Source organism: Staphylococcus sp. HMSC14C01 (assembly GCF_001808085.1).
Classification (GTDB): domain Bacteria; phylum Bacillota; class Bacilli; order Staphylococcales; family Staphylococcaceae; genus Staphylococcus; species Staphylococcus hominis.
Genome location: NZ_KV792037.1, coordinates 187,350 through 202,020, shown reverse-complemented (window position 1 = coordinate 202,020; position 14,671 = coordinate 187,350). Strand labels below are relative to the sequence as shown.

General features: G+C 32.9%; 13 protein-coding genes, 2 pseudogenes and 1 other annotated feature (1 of these 16 running past the window's edge). Of the genes and pseudogenes, 6 read left to right on the top strand and 9 right to left on the bottom strand.

The window, feature by feature from the left end:
- Window positions 1-35 (top strand) — a binding site (T-box leader); it begins 356 nt to the left of the window's first position.
- 67 nt (window positions 36-102) lie between these two features.
- From HMPREF3131_RS06875 to HMPREF3131_RS06855, 5 genes are all read left to right on the top strand, one after another.
- Window positions 103-1,206 (top strand): PLP-dependent transferase, encoded by a 1,104-nt coding sequence (locus HMPREF3131_RS06875; RefSeq protein WP_017175668.1) that lies wholly within the window; start codon window positions 103-105, stop codon window positions 1,204-1,206.
- A complete protein-coding gene (gene metC, locus HMPREF3131_RS06870; protein ID WP_070436577.1) occupies window positions 1,203-2,378 on the top strand; it encodes a cystathionine beta-lyase MetC in 1,176 nt (391 codons plus the stop codon). Before HMPREF3131_RS06875 ends, metC begins: the two co-directional genes overlap by 4 nt.
- Window positions 2,332-4,170 carry a bifunctional homocysteine S-methyltransferase/methylenetetrahydrofolate reductase gene (locus HMPREF3131_RS06865; RefSeq protein ID WP_002454538.1) on the top strand — a complete coding sequence of 613 codons (1,839 nt, stop codon included), beginning with the start codon at window positions 2,332-2,334 and terminating at the stop codon, window positions 4,168-4,170. Before metC ends, HMPREF3131_RS06865 begins: the two co-directional genes overlap by 47 nt.
- The gene (gene metE / locus HMPREF3131_RS06860) at window positions 4,167-6,413 is read left to right on the top strand and encodes a 5-methyltetrahydropteroyltriglutamate--homocysteine S-methyltransferase (protein WP_070436576.1); all 2,247 of its coding nucleotides are present in this window, start codon (window positions 4,167-4,169) and stop codon (window positions 6,411-6,413) included. Before HMPREF3131_RS06865 ends, metE begins: the two co-directional genes overlap by 4 nt.
- 78 nt (window positions 6,414-6,491) lie before the next feature.
- Window positions 6,492-7,238, top strand: a complete 747-nt coding sequence (locus tag HMPREF3131_RS06855; protein ID WP_017175665.1) for a cyclase family protein — start codon at window positions 6,492-6,494, stop codon at window positions 7,236-7,238.
- Window positions 7,239-7,347: 109 nt separating this feature from the next.
- Here the strand turns inward: HMPREF3131_RS06855 and HMPREF3131_RS11405 are convergent.
- The 3 genes and pseudogenes from HMPREF3131_RS11405 to HMPREF3131_RS06845 all read right to left on the bottom strand — a co-directional run.
- Window positions 7,348-7,458: pseudogene (locus HMPREF3131_RS11405) on the bottom strand (RimJ/RimL family protein N-acetyltransferase); the annotation flags it as partial.
- A gap of 33 nt (window positions 7,459-7,491) precedes the next feature.
- Window positions 7,492-7,814 (bottom strand): annotated as a pseudogene (locus HMPREF3131_RS06850) (MFS transporter); the annotation flags it as partial.
- A 39-nt stretch (window positions 7,815-7,853) separates the two neighbouring features.
- Window positions 7,854-9,449, bottom strand: a complete 1,596-nt coding sequence (locus HMPREF3131_RS06845; RefSeq protein ID WP_017175662.1) for a xylulokinase — start codon at window positions 9,447-9,449, stop codon at window positions 7,854-7,856.
- A 306-nt stretch (window positions 9,450-9,755) separates the two neighbouring features.
- Here HMPREF3131_RS06845 and HMPREF3131_RS06840 point away from each other — a divergent pair, with 306 nt between their 5' ends.
- Complete coding sequence (locus tag HMPREF3131_RS06840; protein ID WP_029376801.1) at window positions 9,756-10,115, top strand: magnetosome magnetite crystal formation protein family; 360 nt, start codon at window positions 9,756-9,758, stop codon at window positions 10,113-10,115.
- Between the two features lie 75 nt (window positions 10,116-10,190).
- Here HMPREF3131_RS06840 and HMPREF3131_RS06835 read toward each other — a convergent pair whose 3' ends face one another.
- The 6 genes from HMPREF3131_RS06835 to HMPREF3131_RS11545 form a co-directional block, all read right to left on the bottom strand.
- Window positions 10,191-10,520 carry a hypothetical protein gene (locus HMPREF3131_RS06835; protein ID WP_017175660.1) on the bottom strand — a complete coding sequence of 110 codons (330 nt, stop codon included), beginning with the start codon at window positions 10,518-10,520 and terminating at the stop codon, window positions 10,191-10,193.
- A 200-nt stretch (window positions 10,521-10,720) separates the two neighbouring features.
- The gene (dhaM, locus tag HMPREF3131_RS06830; RefSeq protein ID WP_017175659.1) at window positions 10,721-11,095 is read right to left on the bottom strand and encodes a dihydroxyacetone kinase phosphoryl donor subunit DhaM; all 375 of its coding nucleotides are present in this window, start codon (window positions 11,093-11,095) and stop codon (window positions 10,721-10,723) included.
- Window positions 11,092-11,673 carry a dihydroxyacetone kinase subunit DhaL gene (dhaL, locus tag HMPREF3131_RS06825; protein WP_017175658.1) on the bottom strand — a complete coding sequence of 194 codons (582 nt, stop codon included), beginning with the start codon at window positions 11,671-11,673 and terminating at the stop codon, window positions 11,092-11,094. The genes dhaM and dhaL overlap by 4 nt, the downstream gene beginning before the upstream one ends.
- Before the next feature lie 31 nt (window positions 11,674-11,704).
- Window positions 11,705-12,667 carry a dihydroxyacetone kinase subunit DhaK gene (gene dhaK / locus HMPREF3131_RS06820; RefSeq protein WP_070436575.1) on the bottom strand — a complete coding sequence of 321 codons (963 nt, stop codon included), beginning with the start codon at window positions 12,665-12,667 and terminating at the stop codon, window positions 11,705-11,707.
- A gap of 194 nt (window positions 12,668-12,861) precedes the next feature.
- Window positions 12,862-13,974: a glycerol dehydrogenase gene (locus tag HMPREF3131_RS06815; RefSeq protein WP_070436574.1), complete on the bottom strand. Its 1,113-nt coding sequence runs from the start codon at window positions 13,972-13,974 to the stop codon at window positions 12,862-12,864.
- Window positions 13,975-14,551: 577 nt separating this feature from the next.
- Window positions 14,552-14,671, bottom strand: a 120-nt coding sequence (locus tag HMPREF3131_RS11545) for a GNAT family N-acetyltransferase (RefSeq protein WP_141751511.1), incomplete at its 5' end; no start/stop codon positions are given.

The following is a 14,671-nucleotide window of genomic DNA, read 5'->3' as shown; positions in this document are numbered from 1 at the left end:
AAGGTGGTACCACGAAACAAGCTTTCGTCCTTTACATCCGATACATATCGGGTTTAAAGGACGGAAGCTTTTTTTATTTAGAAAATGATAGGAGGATTTGAAATGAAAGATACTCAATTAGCACAAATTTCATTAACAAAGGATTTGACTGGCGCAATTGCTAATCCAATTTACTTATCGACGGCATATCAACATCCTCACCTAGGTCAGTCTACAGGATATGATTACACACGAACGAAAAATCCAACGCGCTCTTCATTTGAAGAAGCATTTGCCAAATTAGAAGGTGGTACAGCTTCATTTGCAACTTCAAGTGGTATGGCAGCAGTTCAACTTATTTGTAACTTATTTAAACCTGGTGATGAAATTTTAGTAGCTTTTGATTTATATGGAGGAACATTTAGATTATTTGATTATTATGAACAACAATATGGAATTCATTTTAAATACGTTGATTTTTTAAATTATGAAGAAGTCGAAAATAGTATAAATAAACACACGAAAGCACTCTTTATCGAACCAATTTCGAATCCTCAAATGATTCAAATTGATGTAGAACCATATTATGTTCTAAGTAAAAAACATCATCTATTAACCATTATCGACAACACGTTTTTAACTCCATACTTATCAACACCTTTAGAACAAGGTGCTGACATTGTTTTACACTCAGCTACAAAGTATATAGGTGGTCATAATGATGTACTTGCAGGTGTAGTGACAGTTAAAGATGACACACTTGCTGAACAATTAGGTCAATTTCACAATATGATTGGCGCCACATTGTCTCCACTTGATTGTTACTTACTTCAAAGAGGTTTGAAAACACTACATCTCAGAATAGAACGATCTCAAGACAATGCACGTCGTCTCGCAAAACGTTGTGAAACATCCGATTCTATTGATGAAGTACTCTATAGTGGAAAAACAGGTATGCTAAGTTTACGTCTTAATAAGGCTTATAGCGTAGCTAAATTTTTAGAAAATTTAGAAATTTGTATTTTTGCAGAAAGTTTAGGAGGAACTGAAACCTTTATTACTTTCCCATATACACAAACACACGTCGACATGCCAGATGATGAAAAAGACAAACGCGGTATTGATGAACATTTAATTCGCTTATCCATTGGTATTGAAGATTATAAGGATGTTGAAGCAGATATTATTCAAGCATTAGAAAATTCTAAAGTAGGAGTGATTTCATGAGCTTATCTAAAGAAACAGAAGTGATATTTGATGAACATAGAGGTGTAGATTACGATTCAGCAAACCCACCATTATATGATTCTTCAACTTTCCATCAAAAAGTACTTGGTGATAACGCAAAATTTGATTATGCCAGAAGTGGTAATCCTAATCGTCAATTATTAGAAGAAAAATTAGCTAAACTTGAAGGCGGCCAATATGGATTTGCTTATGCTTCAGGTATTGCAGCAATATCAGCCGTATTACTCACATTACAAGCTGAAGATCATGTCATTTTACCAGATGATGTGTATGGCGGAACATTTAGACTAACTGAACGTATTTTAAATCGTTTTAATATTAAATTTACGACGGTAAATGCGACTCATCCTGAAGAAATTGAACAAGCCATTCAACCTAATACAAAATTAATTTATATAGAAACACCATCGAACCCATGCTTTAAAATCACTAATATTAAAGCAGTTGCTCATATCGCTAAAAAGCATGATCTACTTTTAGCAGTAGATAATACATTTATGACTCCATTAGGTCAATCTCCACTTGCACTTGGTGCTGATATAGTGGTTCATTCTGCAACAAAATTCTTAGGTGGACATAGTGATATTATTGCTGGCGCTGCTATTACAAATCGCAAAGACGTCGCTGAAGCACTTTACCTACTCCAAAATGGAACAGGAACTTCCCTATCTGCACATGATAGTTGGACTTTAGCCAAACATTTAAAAACATTACCTGTTCGTTTTAGACAATCTACATCGAATGCTGAAAAGCTTGTAGACTTTCTAAGTCAAAGAGATGAAGTTGCTGAAGTGTATTATCCGGGAAATAGTAATTTACATTTATCACAAGCTAAAAGTGGCGGTGCAGTCATTGGCTTTCGTCTAAAAGATGAAACAAAAGCTCAAGCATTTGTAGATGCGCTAACTTTACCACTTGTATCTGTAAGTTTAGGAGGAGTAGAAACGATTCTCTCACATCCAGCCACAATGTCTCATGCAGCTGTTCCAGAAGAAGTGAGAAACGAACGTGGCATTACATTTGGTCTATTCCGTCTAAGCGTAGGTCTTGAACAACCTGAAGAACTCATAGCTGATATTGACTACGCATTGAAGGAGGCATTTAATGAGTCGATTATTGAACCATTTGAAGAACAACGTTTTAGTAGCTGATGGCGCAATGGGAACAATCCTCTATTCCGAGGGCCTAGATACTTGTCCTGAAGCATATAATCTTACACATCCCAATAAAGTTGAACGTATTCATCGTTCATATATAGAAGCAGGAGCTGATGTCATTCAGACAAATACGTATGGCGCTAACTTTGAAAAATTAAAAGTATTTGGCTTAGAGCATAAAGTAAAAGAAATTCATAAAGCCGCTGTACAAATTGCAAAACGCGCAGCCAATAAAGAGACATTTATCTTAGGAACGGTGGGTGGCTTCAGAGGAATAAAACAAGAAGACTTATCGCTTTCTACTATTCAATATCATACAGACAATCAAATTGATACTTTAATTGAAGAAGGTGTAGATGGTTTACTATTTGAAACCTACTACGATTTAGATGAATTAACGAGTGTGATAACAGCGACACGTCAAAAGTACGATATTCCAATTATCGCACAACTGACCGCTTCCAATACGAATTATCTCGTTGACGGTACAGAAATTAACGAGGCGTTAAAACATCTCATTGAATGTGGCGCAAATGTGGTGGGCTTAAATTGTCACCATGGCCCACATCACATGCAACGCTCATTTTCACATATCGAACTACCAGAACATGCCTATCTCTCATGTTATCCTAATGCGAGTCTACTCGATATTGAAAATAGTGAATTTAAATATAGTAACAATGCTAAATATTTTGGTGATGTTGCACAAGAATTAATTAACGAAGGCGTTCGTTTAATTGGTGGTTGTTGTGGTACTACACCGGAACATATCTCTTACATTAAAGAATCTGTAAAACATTTAAAACCAATTAAAACTAAAAAAGTTATTCCAATTCATCGAACAATTAATACAAATGCAAAACGTACATTAAAACAAAATTTAACATCAAAAGTAAAACAAAGACCTACTGTGATTGTTGAATTAGACACTCCAAAACATCTCGATACAGAATTGTTCTTTGAGAATATAGGTAAGCTAGATGAAGCAAATATTGATGCAGTAACACTCGCAGATAACTCTCTCGCTACTGTAAGAGTCAGCAACATTGCTGCTGCAAGTTTAATCAAACAACGATACGAGATTGAACCTCTTGTTCATATCACATGTCGAGATCGGAATCTAATTGGTTTACAATCTCATCTACTTGGCCTTTCACTCATCGGTGTGAGTGAAATTTTAGCTATTACAGGAGACCCTTCAAAAGTAGGTCATCTACCAGGCGCAACAAATGTGTATGATGTTAACTCAAAAGGCCTAACAGAACTTGCACTACGATTTAATCAAGGTATTAATGTTGATGGTGATGCGCTGAAGAAACATACCAACTTTAACATCGCCGGAGCGTTCGATCCAAACGTTCGTAAATTAGACGGAGCAGTTAAACGTCTTGAGAAAAAAGTAGCGGCAGGTATGAGTTACTTTATTACCCAACCTGTATATAGTAAAGAAAAAATCAAAGAGGTATATGAAGCAACTAAACATCTTGATACCCCACTTTTTATCGGTATCATGCCTATTGCAAGCTACAATAACGCACTTTTCTTACATAACGAAGTGCCTGGAATTAAAATGTCAGAAGATGTATTAAATCAATTTAAAGCAGTAAAAGATGATAAAGAAAAAACAAAAGAATTAAGTTTGAGACTGTCTAAAGAATTAATCGATACGGTACATGAATACTTTAATGGTTTATATCTCATTACACCTTTCCAACGTATTGATTATTCATTAGAGCTCGCAGCATATTCTAAAGCAATTACCCAAAACAAGGAGGCAATATCATGACAACAATTAAAACTTCAAACTTAGGATTCCCAAGATTAGGTAGAAAAAGAGAATGGAAAAAAGCAATCGAAAGCTATTGGGCTAAAAAAATCGATAAAACTGAATTAGATCAAACATTAACAGACTTACATAAAGAAAATTTATTACTTCAAAAGAATTATAATTTAGACAGTGTACCTGTTGGTGATTTCTCATTATATGACCATATTCTTGATACATCATTACTTTTCAACATTATTCCTGAACGTTTCCAAGGACGTATAGTAGATGATGATTTATTGTTTGATATTGCACGTGGTAATAAAGAACATGTTGCAAGTGCATTAATTAAATGGTTTAACACAAACTATCACTATATTGTTCCTGAATGGGATAATGTTGAACCTAAGGTGAATCGCAATGTATTATTAGACCGTTTTAACTATGCTAAATCAATTAATGTAAATGCACATCCTGTCATTGTTGGTCCAATCACTTTTGTGAAACTTTCTAAAGGTGGTAATCAATCTTTTGAAGAAAAAGTTCAAACATTACTTCCACTATATAAAGAAGTATTACAATCTTTAGTAGATGCAGGTGCTGAATACATTCAAGTCGATGAACCTGTTCTTGTAACAGATGAAAGTGAAAATTATGAAAATATTACTAAAGAGGCTTATGACTACTTTGCTGATGCTGGTTTAGGAGAAAAATTAGTCATACAAACCTATTTTGAACGTGTTAATGTAAAATTCTTAAGCCGTTTACCAGTGGCTGGTCTTGGTTTAGATTTTGTTCATGATCAGGGTTATAACTTAGAACAAATTAAAGCAGGAGATTTCGATAAATCTAAAACATTATATGCTGGTATTATTGACGGTCGTAATGTTTGGGCTGCAGATATTGAAGCGAAAAAAGAATTAATCGAAACTTTACAACCTTATACTAAAGCAATTGTAATTCAACCTTCCTCTTCATTATTACACGTTCCGGTATCATTAGATGATGAAACATTAGATACATCAATTGAAGAAGGCTTAAGCTTTGCTACTGAAAAATTAGATGAGTTAGATGCATTACGTCGATTATTTAATAATAATGATAATAAAAAATATGATGAGTTAAAAGCACGCTATGAACGATTCCAAAGTCAATCATTCAAAAACCTTGAATATGATTTTGATAGCGTACCAACCAGTCGTAAATCTGATTTTAAAGACCGTAAAAAAGCACAAGACGCTCGTTTACATTTACCAGATTTACCAACAACAACGATCGGCTCATTCCCTCAAACAAGAGAAGTACGTAAATACCGTGCAGACTGGAAAAATAATCGAATTTCAGACGAAGAATATAACAACTTCTTAGAAAATGAAATCGCACGTTGGATTAAAATCCAAGAAGAGATTGGCTTAGATGTACTTGTACACGGTGAATTCGAACGTAATGACATGGTTGAATTCTTCGGTGAAAAACTTCAAGGTTTCTTAGTCACAAAATTTGGATGGGTTCAATCTTATGGTTCACGTGCTGTAAAACCACCAGTCATTTATGGAGATGTAAAATGGACTGCACCTTTAACAGTTAAAGAAACTGTTTATGCACAAAGCTTAACTGATAAACCTGTTAAAGGTATGTTAACTGGTCCAGTCACTATCTTAAACTGGTCATTCGAACGTGTAGATGTTCCTCGTAAAGTCGTTCAAGATCAAATTGCCTTAGCTATTGACGAAGAAGTATTAGCACTTGAAGAAGCAGGTATTAGCGTCATTCAAGTAGATGAACCAGCATTACGTGAAGGTTTACCATTACGTTCTGAATACCATGAACAATACCTTGCTGATGCGGTAAATTCATTTAAACTTGCAACATCTTCAGTCCAAGATGAAACACAAATTCATACGCATATGTGTTATTCTCAATTTGGTCAAATCATTCATGCAATTCATGACTTAGATGCAGATGTTATTTCAATTGAAACATCACGTAGCCATGGTGATTTAATCAAAGACTTTGAAGATATTAACTATGATTTAGGTATTGGATTAGGTGTATATGATATTCATAGTCCACGTATTCCTACTGAAGAAGAAATTGCAACAGCAATTGATCGTTCTTTACAACAAATCGACCGTTCTTTATTCTGGGTTAACCCTGACTGTGGTCTAAAAACACGTAAAGAAGACGAAGTGAAAGATGCCTTAACAGTACTTGTAAATACTGTTCGTAAAAAACGTGAAGAAAAAAATAAACCTGTCGCATAAGATACAGATAAACATGTGAGGGAGAAATTGAGTTTTCTCCCTCTTTTATTCTTATATTAGACTTTCGAGGTGAAACATATGACAAATTATCCATTGTGGGACCAATTACAACAATTAAAAACAGCAGAGTGGGTAGATTTAACCCATACTTTCGATCCAGACATTCCACGATTTAGTGAATTTGAAAAAGGCCAAGTATCCACATTATTTACAGTCAAAGAACATGGCTTTTATGTACAACGTTGGAATATCGTTACACAATACGGCACACACATTGACGCACCGATACATTTTGTAGAGAATAAACGTTATCTTGAGGATCTTGATTTAAAAGAATTAGTCTTACCACTTATCGTGTTAGATTATTCAAAAGAAGTAAAAAATAATGATGACTTTATCGTGACACGCCAACATTTAGAACAGTGGGAAGCGGAGAATGGGCGCATTGAAGAAGGTACCTTTGTTGCTTTACGTACAGATTGGTCAAAACGTTGGCCAGATATTGAACAATTCGAAAATAGAGATGCTGATGGTAACCAACATTTACCAGGTTGGGGACTAGATGCTTTAAAATTCTTAATTGAAGAACGCGGTGTAAAATCGATTGGTCATGAAACATTCGATACAGATGCATCAGTAGATACAGCTAAAAATGGCGATATTGTTGGAGAACGTTATATACTTGGACAAGATACCTTCCAACTTGAACTCTTAACAAACCTAGACCAATTGCCTACGCGTGGCGCAGTCATTTATGCAATTAGTCCCAAACCGAAAGATGCGCCAGGTTTCCCTGTCCGTGCATTTGCTATCAAACCATCTTAAATATAAGTGATATGTTGATAATGAGCGATCAAATTTATCACTTTCCTATATAATATATAACATCCTGATACTAAAGTACTTGAGCAAGACGAAGTATCAGGATGTGTTGTTATTTATATTCATTTTCATATTCTTCTCTCAACACACTATACACATAACTATCTGAGGATTTCCCTTCTACACGTTCATCACTTCTCAATATACCCTCTTGTGTGAATCCACGAATACCATACATAATTATCATCATTGCTTAATTTTGTTGAGCTAAACCTAAAGTTAAAAATCCAACATGAAAAATAATCCATATTATAAATGCTAAAGTCATCAGTCGACGTGGACTAAATACTTCTGCTAGTACTCCAGACATCCATGAAGCCAGTGCTACTATTAATCCATATATAGCTATCACTCTACCTGCTTGTGAATCACTATATCCAAGATCGATAATATACTTAGACAAAAACGCTTGTTCAAATCTATCACCTGTCATAAATATAGCTACCGCTACATAACCCCAATTAATACTCTAGGTAATCCTAAAAGCTGACGATTTTGTTTAGTTAAATCATTAGTCACAATAATTCCACTTTCTCCCTTTGCTTATTTGTGATTTCTTTAAAGTTGTTCATTAGCAAGACGTTCTATAGGAAGACCTTTTTTAAAACGTTCAATATAACGATTAAAGCTTTCTATTTCTTTTTCATTTGGTTCAATTTTGATGGACTCAGTATCTTTAAAAGCAATTTCATTAAGATAACTAGATAAATTTACATCGTTTTCTGCTATAAGATACCTAGCTAAAACAGCAATCCCCCATGCTCCACCTTCACCAGCTGTTTGCATAACACTAACAGGACTTTGCATTGCTGCTGCTAAAAATGTTTGAGCAACTTTTTTGGTTTTGAATATACCTCCGTGCCCATATATTGAATGAATTTCAATATCTTCATTTTCTTTTAATAAATCAATACCAATTTTTAATGTACTAAATGCACTATATATATGAGTCTTCATTACATTAGCTAAATTGAATGAACTATCTATCGATCGTACTAACATAGGGTAACCCTGTTGAACCTCTGTAATAAATTCTCCAGATATATATCCATATGAAAGTAATTTCCCAAGTTTATCATCACCATTTAAAGCGTTTTCGAATAATTTTGTAAAAAGTTCACTTTTTTCATATTTGACACCCATTACTTCTAATACTTCTCCAAATAAATCAACCCATGCATTAATATCAGATGTGCAATTATTCGCATGTATCATGGCTACTTCATAGCCATCTGGTGTTGTGACAATATCCACTTCTGGATAAATATTTTTTAAAGATTTGTCTAATACAATCATTGAAAAGATACTTGTTCCTGCAGATATATTACCAGTCTTTGGTGCTACGCTATTTGTAGCTACCATTCCAGTTGCAGCATCAGCTTCTGGAGCACACATAGGACAGCCTGCTTCTAATTGACCATTTGGATCAATAAGTTTTGCTCCTGTTTCTGTTAAATAACCTGCATTTTCACCTGCTACCACAACTTTTGGTAATACTTCTAAAATATCTTGATGATATCCCATTTCAGAAAAAAGCTGATTAAATGTTTTAGCAATATCTTGTCGATACTCTTTAGTTTCTACATCAACGGGAAACATGCCTGAGGCATCGCCTATACCTAATACTTTTTCATCTGTTAAGTACCAATGAATATAACCAGCAAGTGTTGTCATGTAATCTACTTTAGCAACATGAGACTCATTATTTATAGCTGATTGATATAATTGAGCTATGCTCCATCTTTCTGGAATATTTACTTGAAATGATTCTCTTAAAATCTTAGCCGCCTGATTAGCATTGTTATTACGCCAAGTTCGAAATGGAACGAGCAAATCTTCTTGTTGATCAAATACTAAATAACCATGCATCATCCCACTAATGCCTAATGATTTAATTTTTTTCACTGTAGTCCCATACTGTTCTTTTATAACTTTAGTCATTTCACTATAACTTTTTTGTAGACCTATCCATGCATCGTTCATAGAATATGTCCAATATCCGTCTTGATATGTATTTTCCCATCCAAACGTTCCTGTAGCTAATGTTTTACAGTTGTCATCAATTGCTACCGTTTTAATTCTAGTTGAACCAAATTCAATACCAATTGTTAAATTACCCGCTTCAATAAATTGTTTTATTGAGGAATTATTCATTTTATGCACCTCCCTATAAAATTAGTGAAAACGCTTACTTATTTAATGCTATCAAAACTTTATATAGCAAACAAGTAATTTTCAAATATAATATTTTATTAATTTTAATATTTATAAATACACAATTGATACTTTTAGTTATATAAAATCCTAAATACAAACTTATTAGTTATTTATTTAGAAAAAGTATACAAACGATATTTTTCTTTTCTCAATACTTACAGTGTTGTAAGTTTATCTATTAATTGTTGTAATATTTTATTATTGATGTTTTTATAATAAGTAAAGAGAAAGAAGGTGAAAAAAGTGGAAAATACAAATAGTAAAATGCATAAAAATGACAATAGTTATGTTTTATCAGCATTGAGTTATTTAAGTATCTTTTTTGCACCTATCATTTTACCTTTATTGGTATGGATACTTGCGGAAGAGCCAACGTCTGAGCATGGTAAAAAAGCATTAGGGAACCATGTTATAACGTGGATCAGTTTTTTTATAGGTAGAGCGGCATTTATTTTTTCAAAAGAGGTCTTTGATAAACCATTCGATCATCAATTATTAATATTTGTTATTGCTTTAATCATTGCTATTGTGTTCTTTTTAATTGCTTTAATATTATATATCCTCAACATTATCAGAGGAATTAAAATTTTATTAAAAAAATAAGTCACTTATATATTAAATTAAAAAGGGAGTACTATACTTCCTTTTTAATTTAACGCTTTTCTATAACTGATGACTTTATTTATAATCTAAGATACTTTCTTCAACGTTTCTAATCACATCTCGCGAAACCTCAAAATTATTATTAATATATCCATGCTTATTAACCGATAGAGCAATCGATTGGCCTGCATAATAATCATTTTGACTTACTCTAAAGGCACGAGTAAATGCTTCACCATCTTGTATTTTATCAATTAAAATATCTCTATTCACAAAAATCGGTTGGCTAATATTTATAGCTTTTCCATCCTTTATATTAAACTCATACAATCTTAATCCATATAATTCAAGATCGTCATTATTTTTCTTAATGACGTATTTAATCGCATTATATTTTCTAGCCATCTTTTTAATCCTTTCTATTGCTATATTATAGTAATTTTTATTTTAGTTTTCATTTATAATGTGTATTTCAAAAAACTTGAAAGATAATTTATTTATTATATAAAACCACTATGAACATTGACATTCAATCACTGCAGTTTAAATTAATAAAAAAAGAGGACAAAGACCTCTACACATCTTTGACCTCATAATATATTCACTTAATCATTTTTTAATTGTTCTTTGACTTCTGCGATAGTTTCATCCATCGTCATATTCGATTTAAGTGCCACACTCGCGATAAAACTACCTTCTACGACGGGCGCCTCCATTTTTTCAATACGATGAGAGCCTTCATACATTTCGATTGCCATATCAAGGTTCATCCCAGCAGACCCTATATCATAAAAACATATTGCATCATCATCTAATTCATTTATGACTGAAAGAATACGATCGAAAGATGTGCCAATCCCTTTATCATCTAAGCCACCAACATCAATAATATTGACGTCATTATCTGTCATTTGTAAATTTAAATCTTTGACACCTTCAGCAATTTTATAACTGTGACTCACAATTACTATTGAAGTCATTCTACCTCTCCTCCTATCATCGCATTTAAAATGTAAACACTACTTTGAGCACCTGGATCGATATAACCTTTTGAATCTTCTTTAAAATATGATGCTCGTCCTTTCGTAGCTATCATGTTTTTAGTTTCATCAGCATATGATTGTAATGTGTTAAAATCAATGTTTTCATCATTATCTAATGCTTCTCTTGTACGTTCAATTACGTCATACATCGTTTTTTCATTTAATTCTACTTTTCCACGTTGTTTAACGGCTTCTGAAAAAGCAGCAATCATCTCTTTTAAATTTTCTTTGTCAATATCATCTTTAACGACATTTGCCATTTTAACAAAGCTAAAACCGTATAAAGGACCTGAGGCACCGCCCACTTTAGACATTAATGTCATTCCTGTTGATTTAAATAATGACTTCATATCTGTGTCATCCAGACCTTGTTCTAACGCTTCAAATCCTCTGACCATATTCACTCCATGGTCGCCATCACCAATGGCACGATCTAAATCAGTTAATTCACTTTCTTTTTCTTTAAAAGTTTCAACTAAACTAAGTAGTCTTGTTTTCATGTCTTGTACATTCATTGAAAAGTCACCTCATTATCTCTATTTTTATTTAAAAATAACGACTTGTTGTTGGAGCTAAAAGACCTTTTTCTATTTCTTCACTATAAGGAACCACTGTAATGGAGAAACCTTGCATATCAAGTGATGTCATATAATCACCAACAAACCATTGTTTAGCAGCTATGTCATGTTCTTGGAATTGTTGATTTAAATACTTCGCCACAATACTTAATTCAGATAAAGGCGTGCCTCCCATACCATTTACCATAACAATTAATGATTGATCTTTCACTTCTTTTAACAACTCATCTAGTAAACGCTCAATAATAACATCAACCGATTGAATCGCTTCACGGTGTAACCCTTTTTCACCATGAATGCCGATACCTATTTCCATTTCATTATCATCAATATCGAAACTATATTTCCCAGTTGTTGGCACCATTGGTGAAGTAAGCGCCATCCCAATACTTTTAATTTTAGGAATAAACGCTTCAATTTTGTTTTTAATATCTTTTAAAGATAGGCCTTGGTCCGCTAAATAACCTGCATATTTATGAACGAATCCCGTACCAGCCACGCCACGACGTTTTTCTACATCTGAAACAGCAATATCATCATTCACAATGACACGTTCAACTTTAATATCTTCCATTTGTGCCATTTCTTGAGCCATCTCAAAGTTCATAACGTCTCCAGCATAATTTTTAACGATTAATAATACACCGTCGCCTGTATCGACTGCTTTAATAGCATCTAAAATTTTATCTGGAGTCGGAGATGTAAAAACTTCACCACATACTGCCGCATCAAGCATACCATTAGCTACATAACCCGCATGTGCTGGTTCATGACCACTACCACCGCCTGATACCAAGGCAACTCCTGAATTTTTTTTATTTTTTTTAACAACAACTGTTTCTGAAATAATTTCAATATTATCATTCGTTAAAGCGAGACCCTCTAACATGTCTGTTAAAATATTATTTTTTTCTTTAATTAATTTTTTCATCAAAAAGCGACTCCTTTTGGCATATTCAAAGTAAGTTTATCTAAGATTAAATATCAACATCATTTTCTTTATTTAAACTTGGAATTTTCATATTAGTAAATATAAAAATACTCTTTCAAAAAAGGATAAAGACATAAGTTTTATCTTTATCCTTCTAATTACTTATCTATTCTTAGTTATCTTCTTTACGAAAATTAACCTTTGGAATTCAACGTACTTTTAGATAATTCACTTACTGTTAAAATAGCGTCTGCAATGTCATCTGCATTTAACTTATCACTTAAATTTGCAAAAGTATCATTTGGTTCTAAAGCACGCTTACCTACGCGAACCAAATCTTCATAACTTTTATCGGCAATGTGGAGTTCTTCTAAAGTCGTTGGCATATGGATACTACTTAAAAATTGTTGATATTTTACAAATTTTTCTGTTGGCGCATTTTCCAATACTAATTGGACTAAAATACCATAGGCCACTTTTTCACCATGCGTTAAATGATGAATATCGCCTTCAAGTGCTGTAAAACCATTATGAATTGCATGAGCAGCTGCAAGTCCTCCATTTTCAAATCCTAAACCTGAAAGTAATGTGTTCGCTTCAATCACTGCTTCAACTTGTGGAGATACAATATGATTTTTAATTGCTTCATATGCACTATGTCCATATTCAAAAATTACTTCTTCACATTTCTGCGCAATCGCTAAGCTAGCTAATGATGGTTTTCCACTAAACATATTTTTTCCTTGTCTACGTAACGTAGATTCTACCTCAACTAAAGTAGCTAATCCATCACTCATCCCTGAAGCAAATAAACGTACAGGCGCTTGCGCAACAATTTGTGAATCCACCATTACTGTATCAGGATTCTTAGGGTAAAATTCATAACCACTAAATACGCCATTATCATCATAAATAACAGATACGGCTGCCGTAGGTGCATCCATTGATGCAGTAGAAGCGAAATCGATAACACTTGCATTTAAAGCATTGGCTACTGCTTTACCTGTATCAAGTGCCTTTCCACCACCTAAACCAATGACTACATCTATGCCTTTTGTCTTAGCTTCATCAACGATACGATTAATTTCATTTTCTGAAGATTCGCCTTTAAATGTTTCGTAATCATAATTAACTTCTGAATTATTTGAAAAACTTTGATCAATTTGATCTTTAGTTATATTCCAAACAACTTCATCTGAGATTATTAATGCATGTGAACCTAAACGTTGTGTTTCATCTGCGATAGATTCGATAACTCCTTTTCCTTGTACATATCTTCCTGGAGATTGATAAATAATTTTTGCCATAGAGCTTTCCCTCCATAATAAATATTTATACTGCATCATTTAATAACTCTTCAGTAAATTACGCTCACAAATATATGATATAGAAAATACATATTAGCGTATTTACCATTACAATACGAAAAATAAGAATCAAAAGAAAGATTAAGTTGCTTAAAAAATTGATTTCTCTCTACACTTCCATTATTAATCTATTAAATATAATTGTCCACATATTAGCTAAAACTTCATTAAATTATCACTTTAAAACTTAAATATTGTAATATTATAATTTATAACCTATAATTGACTCTATCTTTACAATAGGTTTTATTGTGTTATCCTATGCTTGTATTACTCTTAATCTAACATAAAAATTTTAACCACTTTCAATTTATTCTGGAGCGTAAATTGAAAGTGGTTTTTTTAATTTATTATATATAGGTTTACTAAACAATAAGCTTAAAATAGAAAGAGATGATTCTATTCTCTATTATGTTCGGAATGAATCTATAAGTGGATATCATACGTTTATTGATTACTTAAAAAATAATTATAAAATCGTCTTGAAGATAAATTTGAATGTGTATTTACAATAGAATTAATCATCATATTCTTCTCTAAGCAAACTATACACATAACTATTTGAGAATTTCCCTTGTACACGTTCATCACTTCTCAATATACCTTCTTGTGTGAATCCAAGTCTTATTGGTATAGC

Bases quoted from the DNA above. Each gene is read 5' to 3' on its own strand.
- metE (WP_070436576.1), top strand. From the start codon at position 4,167: ATGACAACAATTAAAACTTCAAACTTAGGATTCCCAAGATTAGGTAGA.
- dhaM (WP_017175659.1), bottom strand. From the start codon at position 11,095: ATGACTTCAATAGTAATTGTGAGTCACAGTTATAAAATTGCTGAAGGT.
- dhaL (WP_017175658.1), bottom strand. From the start codon at position 11,673: ATGAATGTACAAGACATGAAAACAAGACTACTTAGTTTAGTTGAAACT.
- metC (WP_070436577.1), top strand. From the start codon at position 1,203: ATGAGCTTATCTAAAGAAACAGAAGTGATATTTGATGAACATAGAGGT.
- HMPREF3131_RS06865 (WP_002454538.1), top strand. From the start codon at position 2,332: ATGAGTCGATTATTGAACCATTTGAAGAACAACGTTTTAGTAGCTGAT.
- dhaK (WP_070436575.1), bottom strand. From the start codon at position 12,667: ATGAAAAAATTAATTAAAGAAAAAAATAATATTTTAACAGACATGTTA.
- HMPREF3131_RS06855 (WP_017175665.1), top strand. From the start codon at position 6,492: ATGACAAATTATCCATTGTGGGACCAATTACAACAATTAAAAACAGCA.
- HMPREF3131_RS06845 (WP_017175662.1), bottom strand. From the start codon at position 9,449: ATGAATAATTCCTCAATAAAACAATTTATTGAAGCGGGTAATTTAACA.
- HMPREF3131_RS06835 (WP_017175660.1), bottom strand. From the start codon at position 10,520: ATGGCTAGAAAATATAATGCGATTAAATACGTCATTAAGAAAAATAAT.
- HMPREF3131_RS06815 (WP_070436574.1), bottom strand. From the start codon at position 13,974: ATGGCAAAAATTATTTATCAATCTCCAGGAAGATATGTACAAGGAAAA.
- HMPREF3131_RS06875 (WP_017175668.1), top strand. From the start codon at position 103: ATGAAAGATACTCAATTAGCACAAATTTCATTAACAAAGGATTTGACT.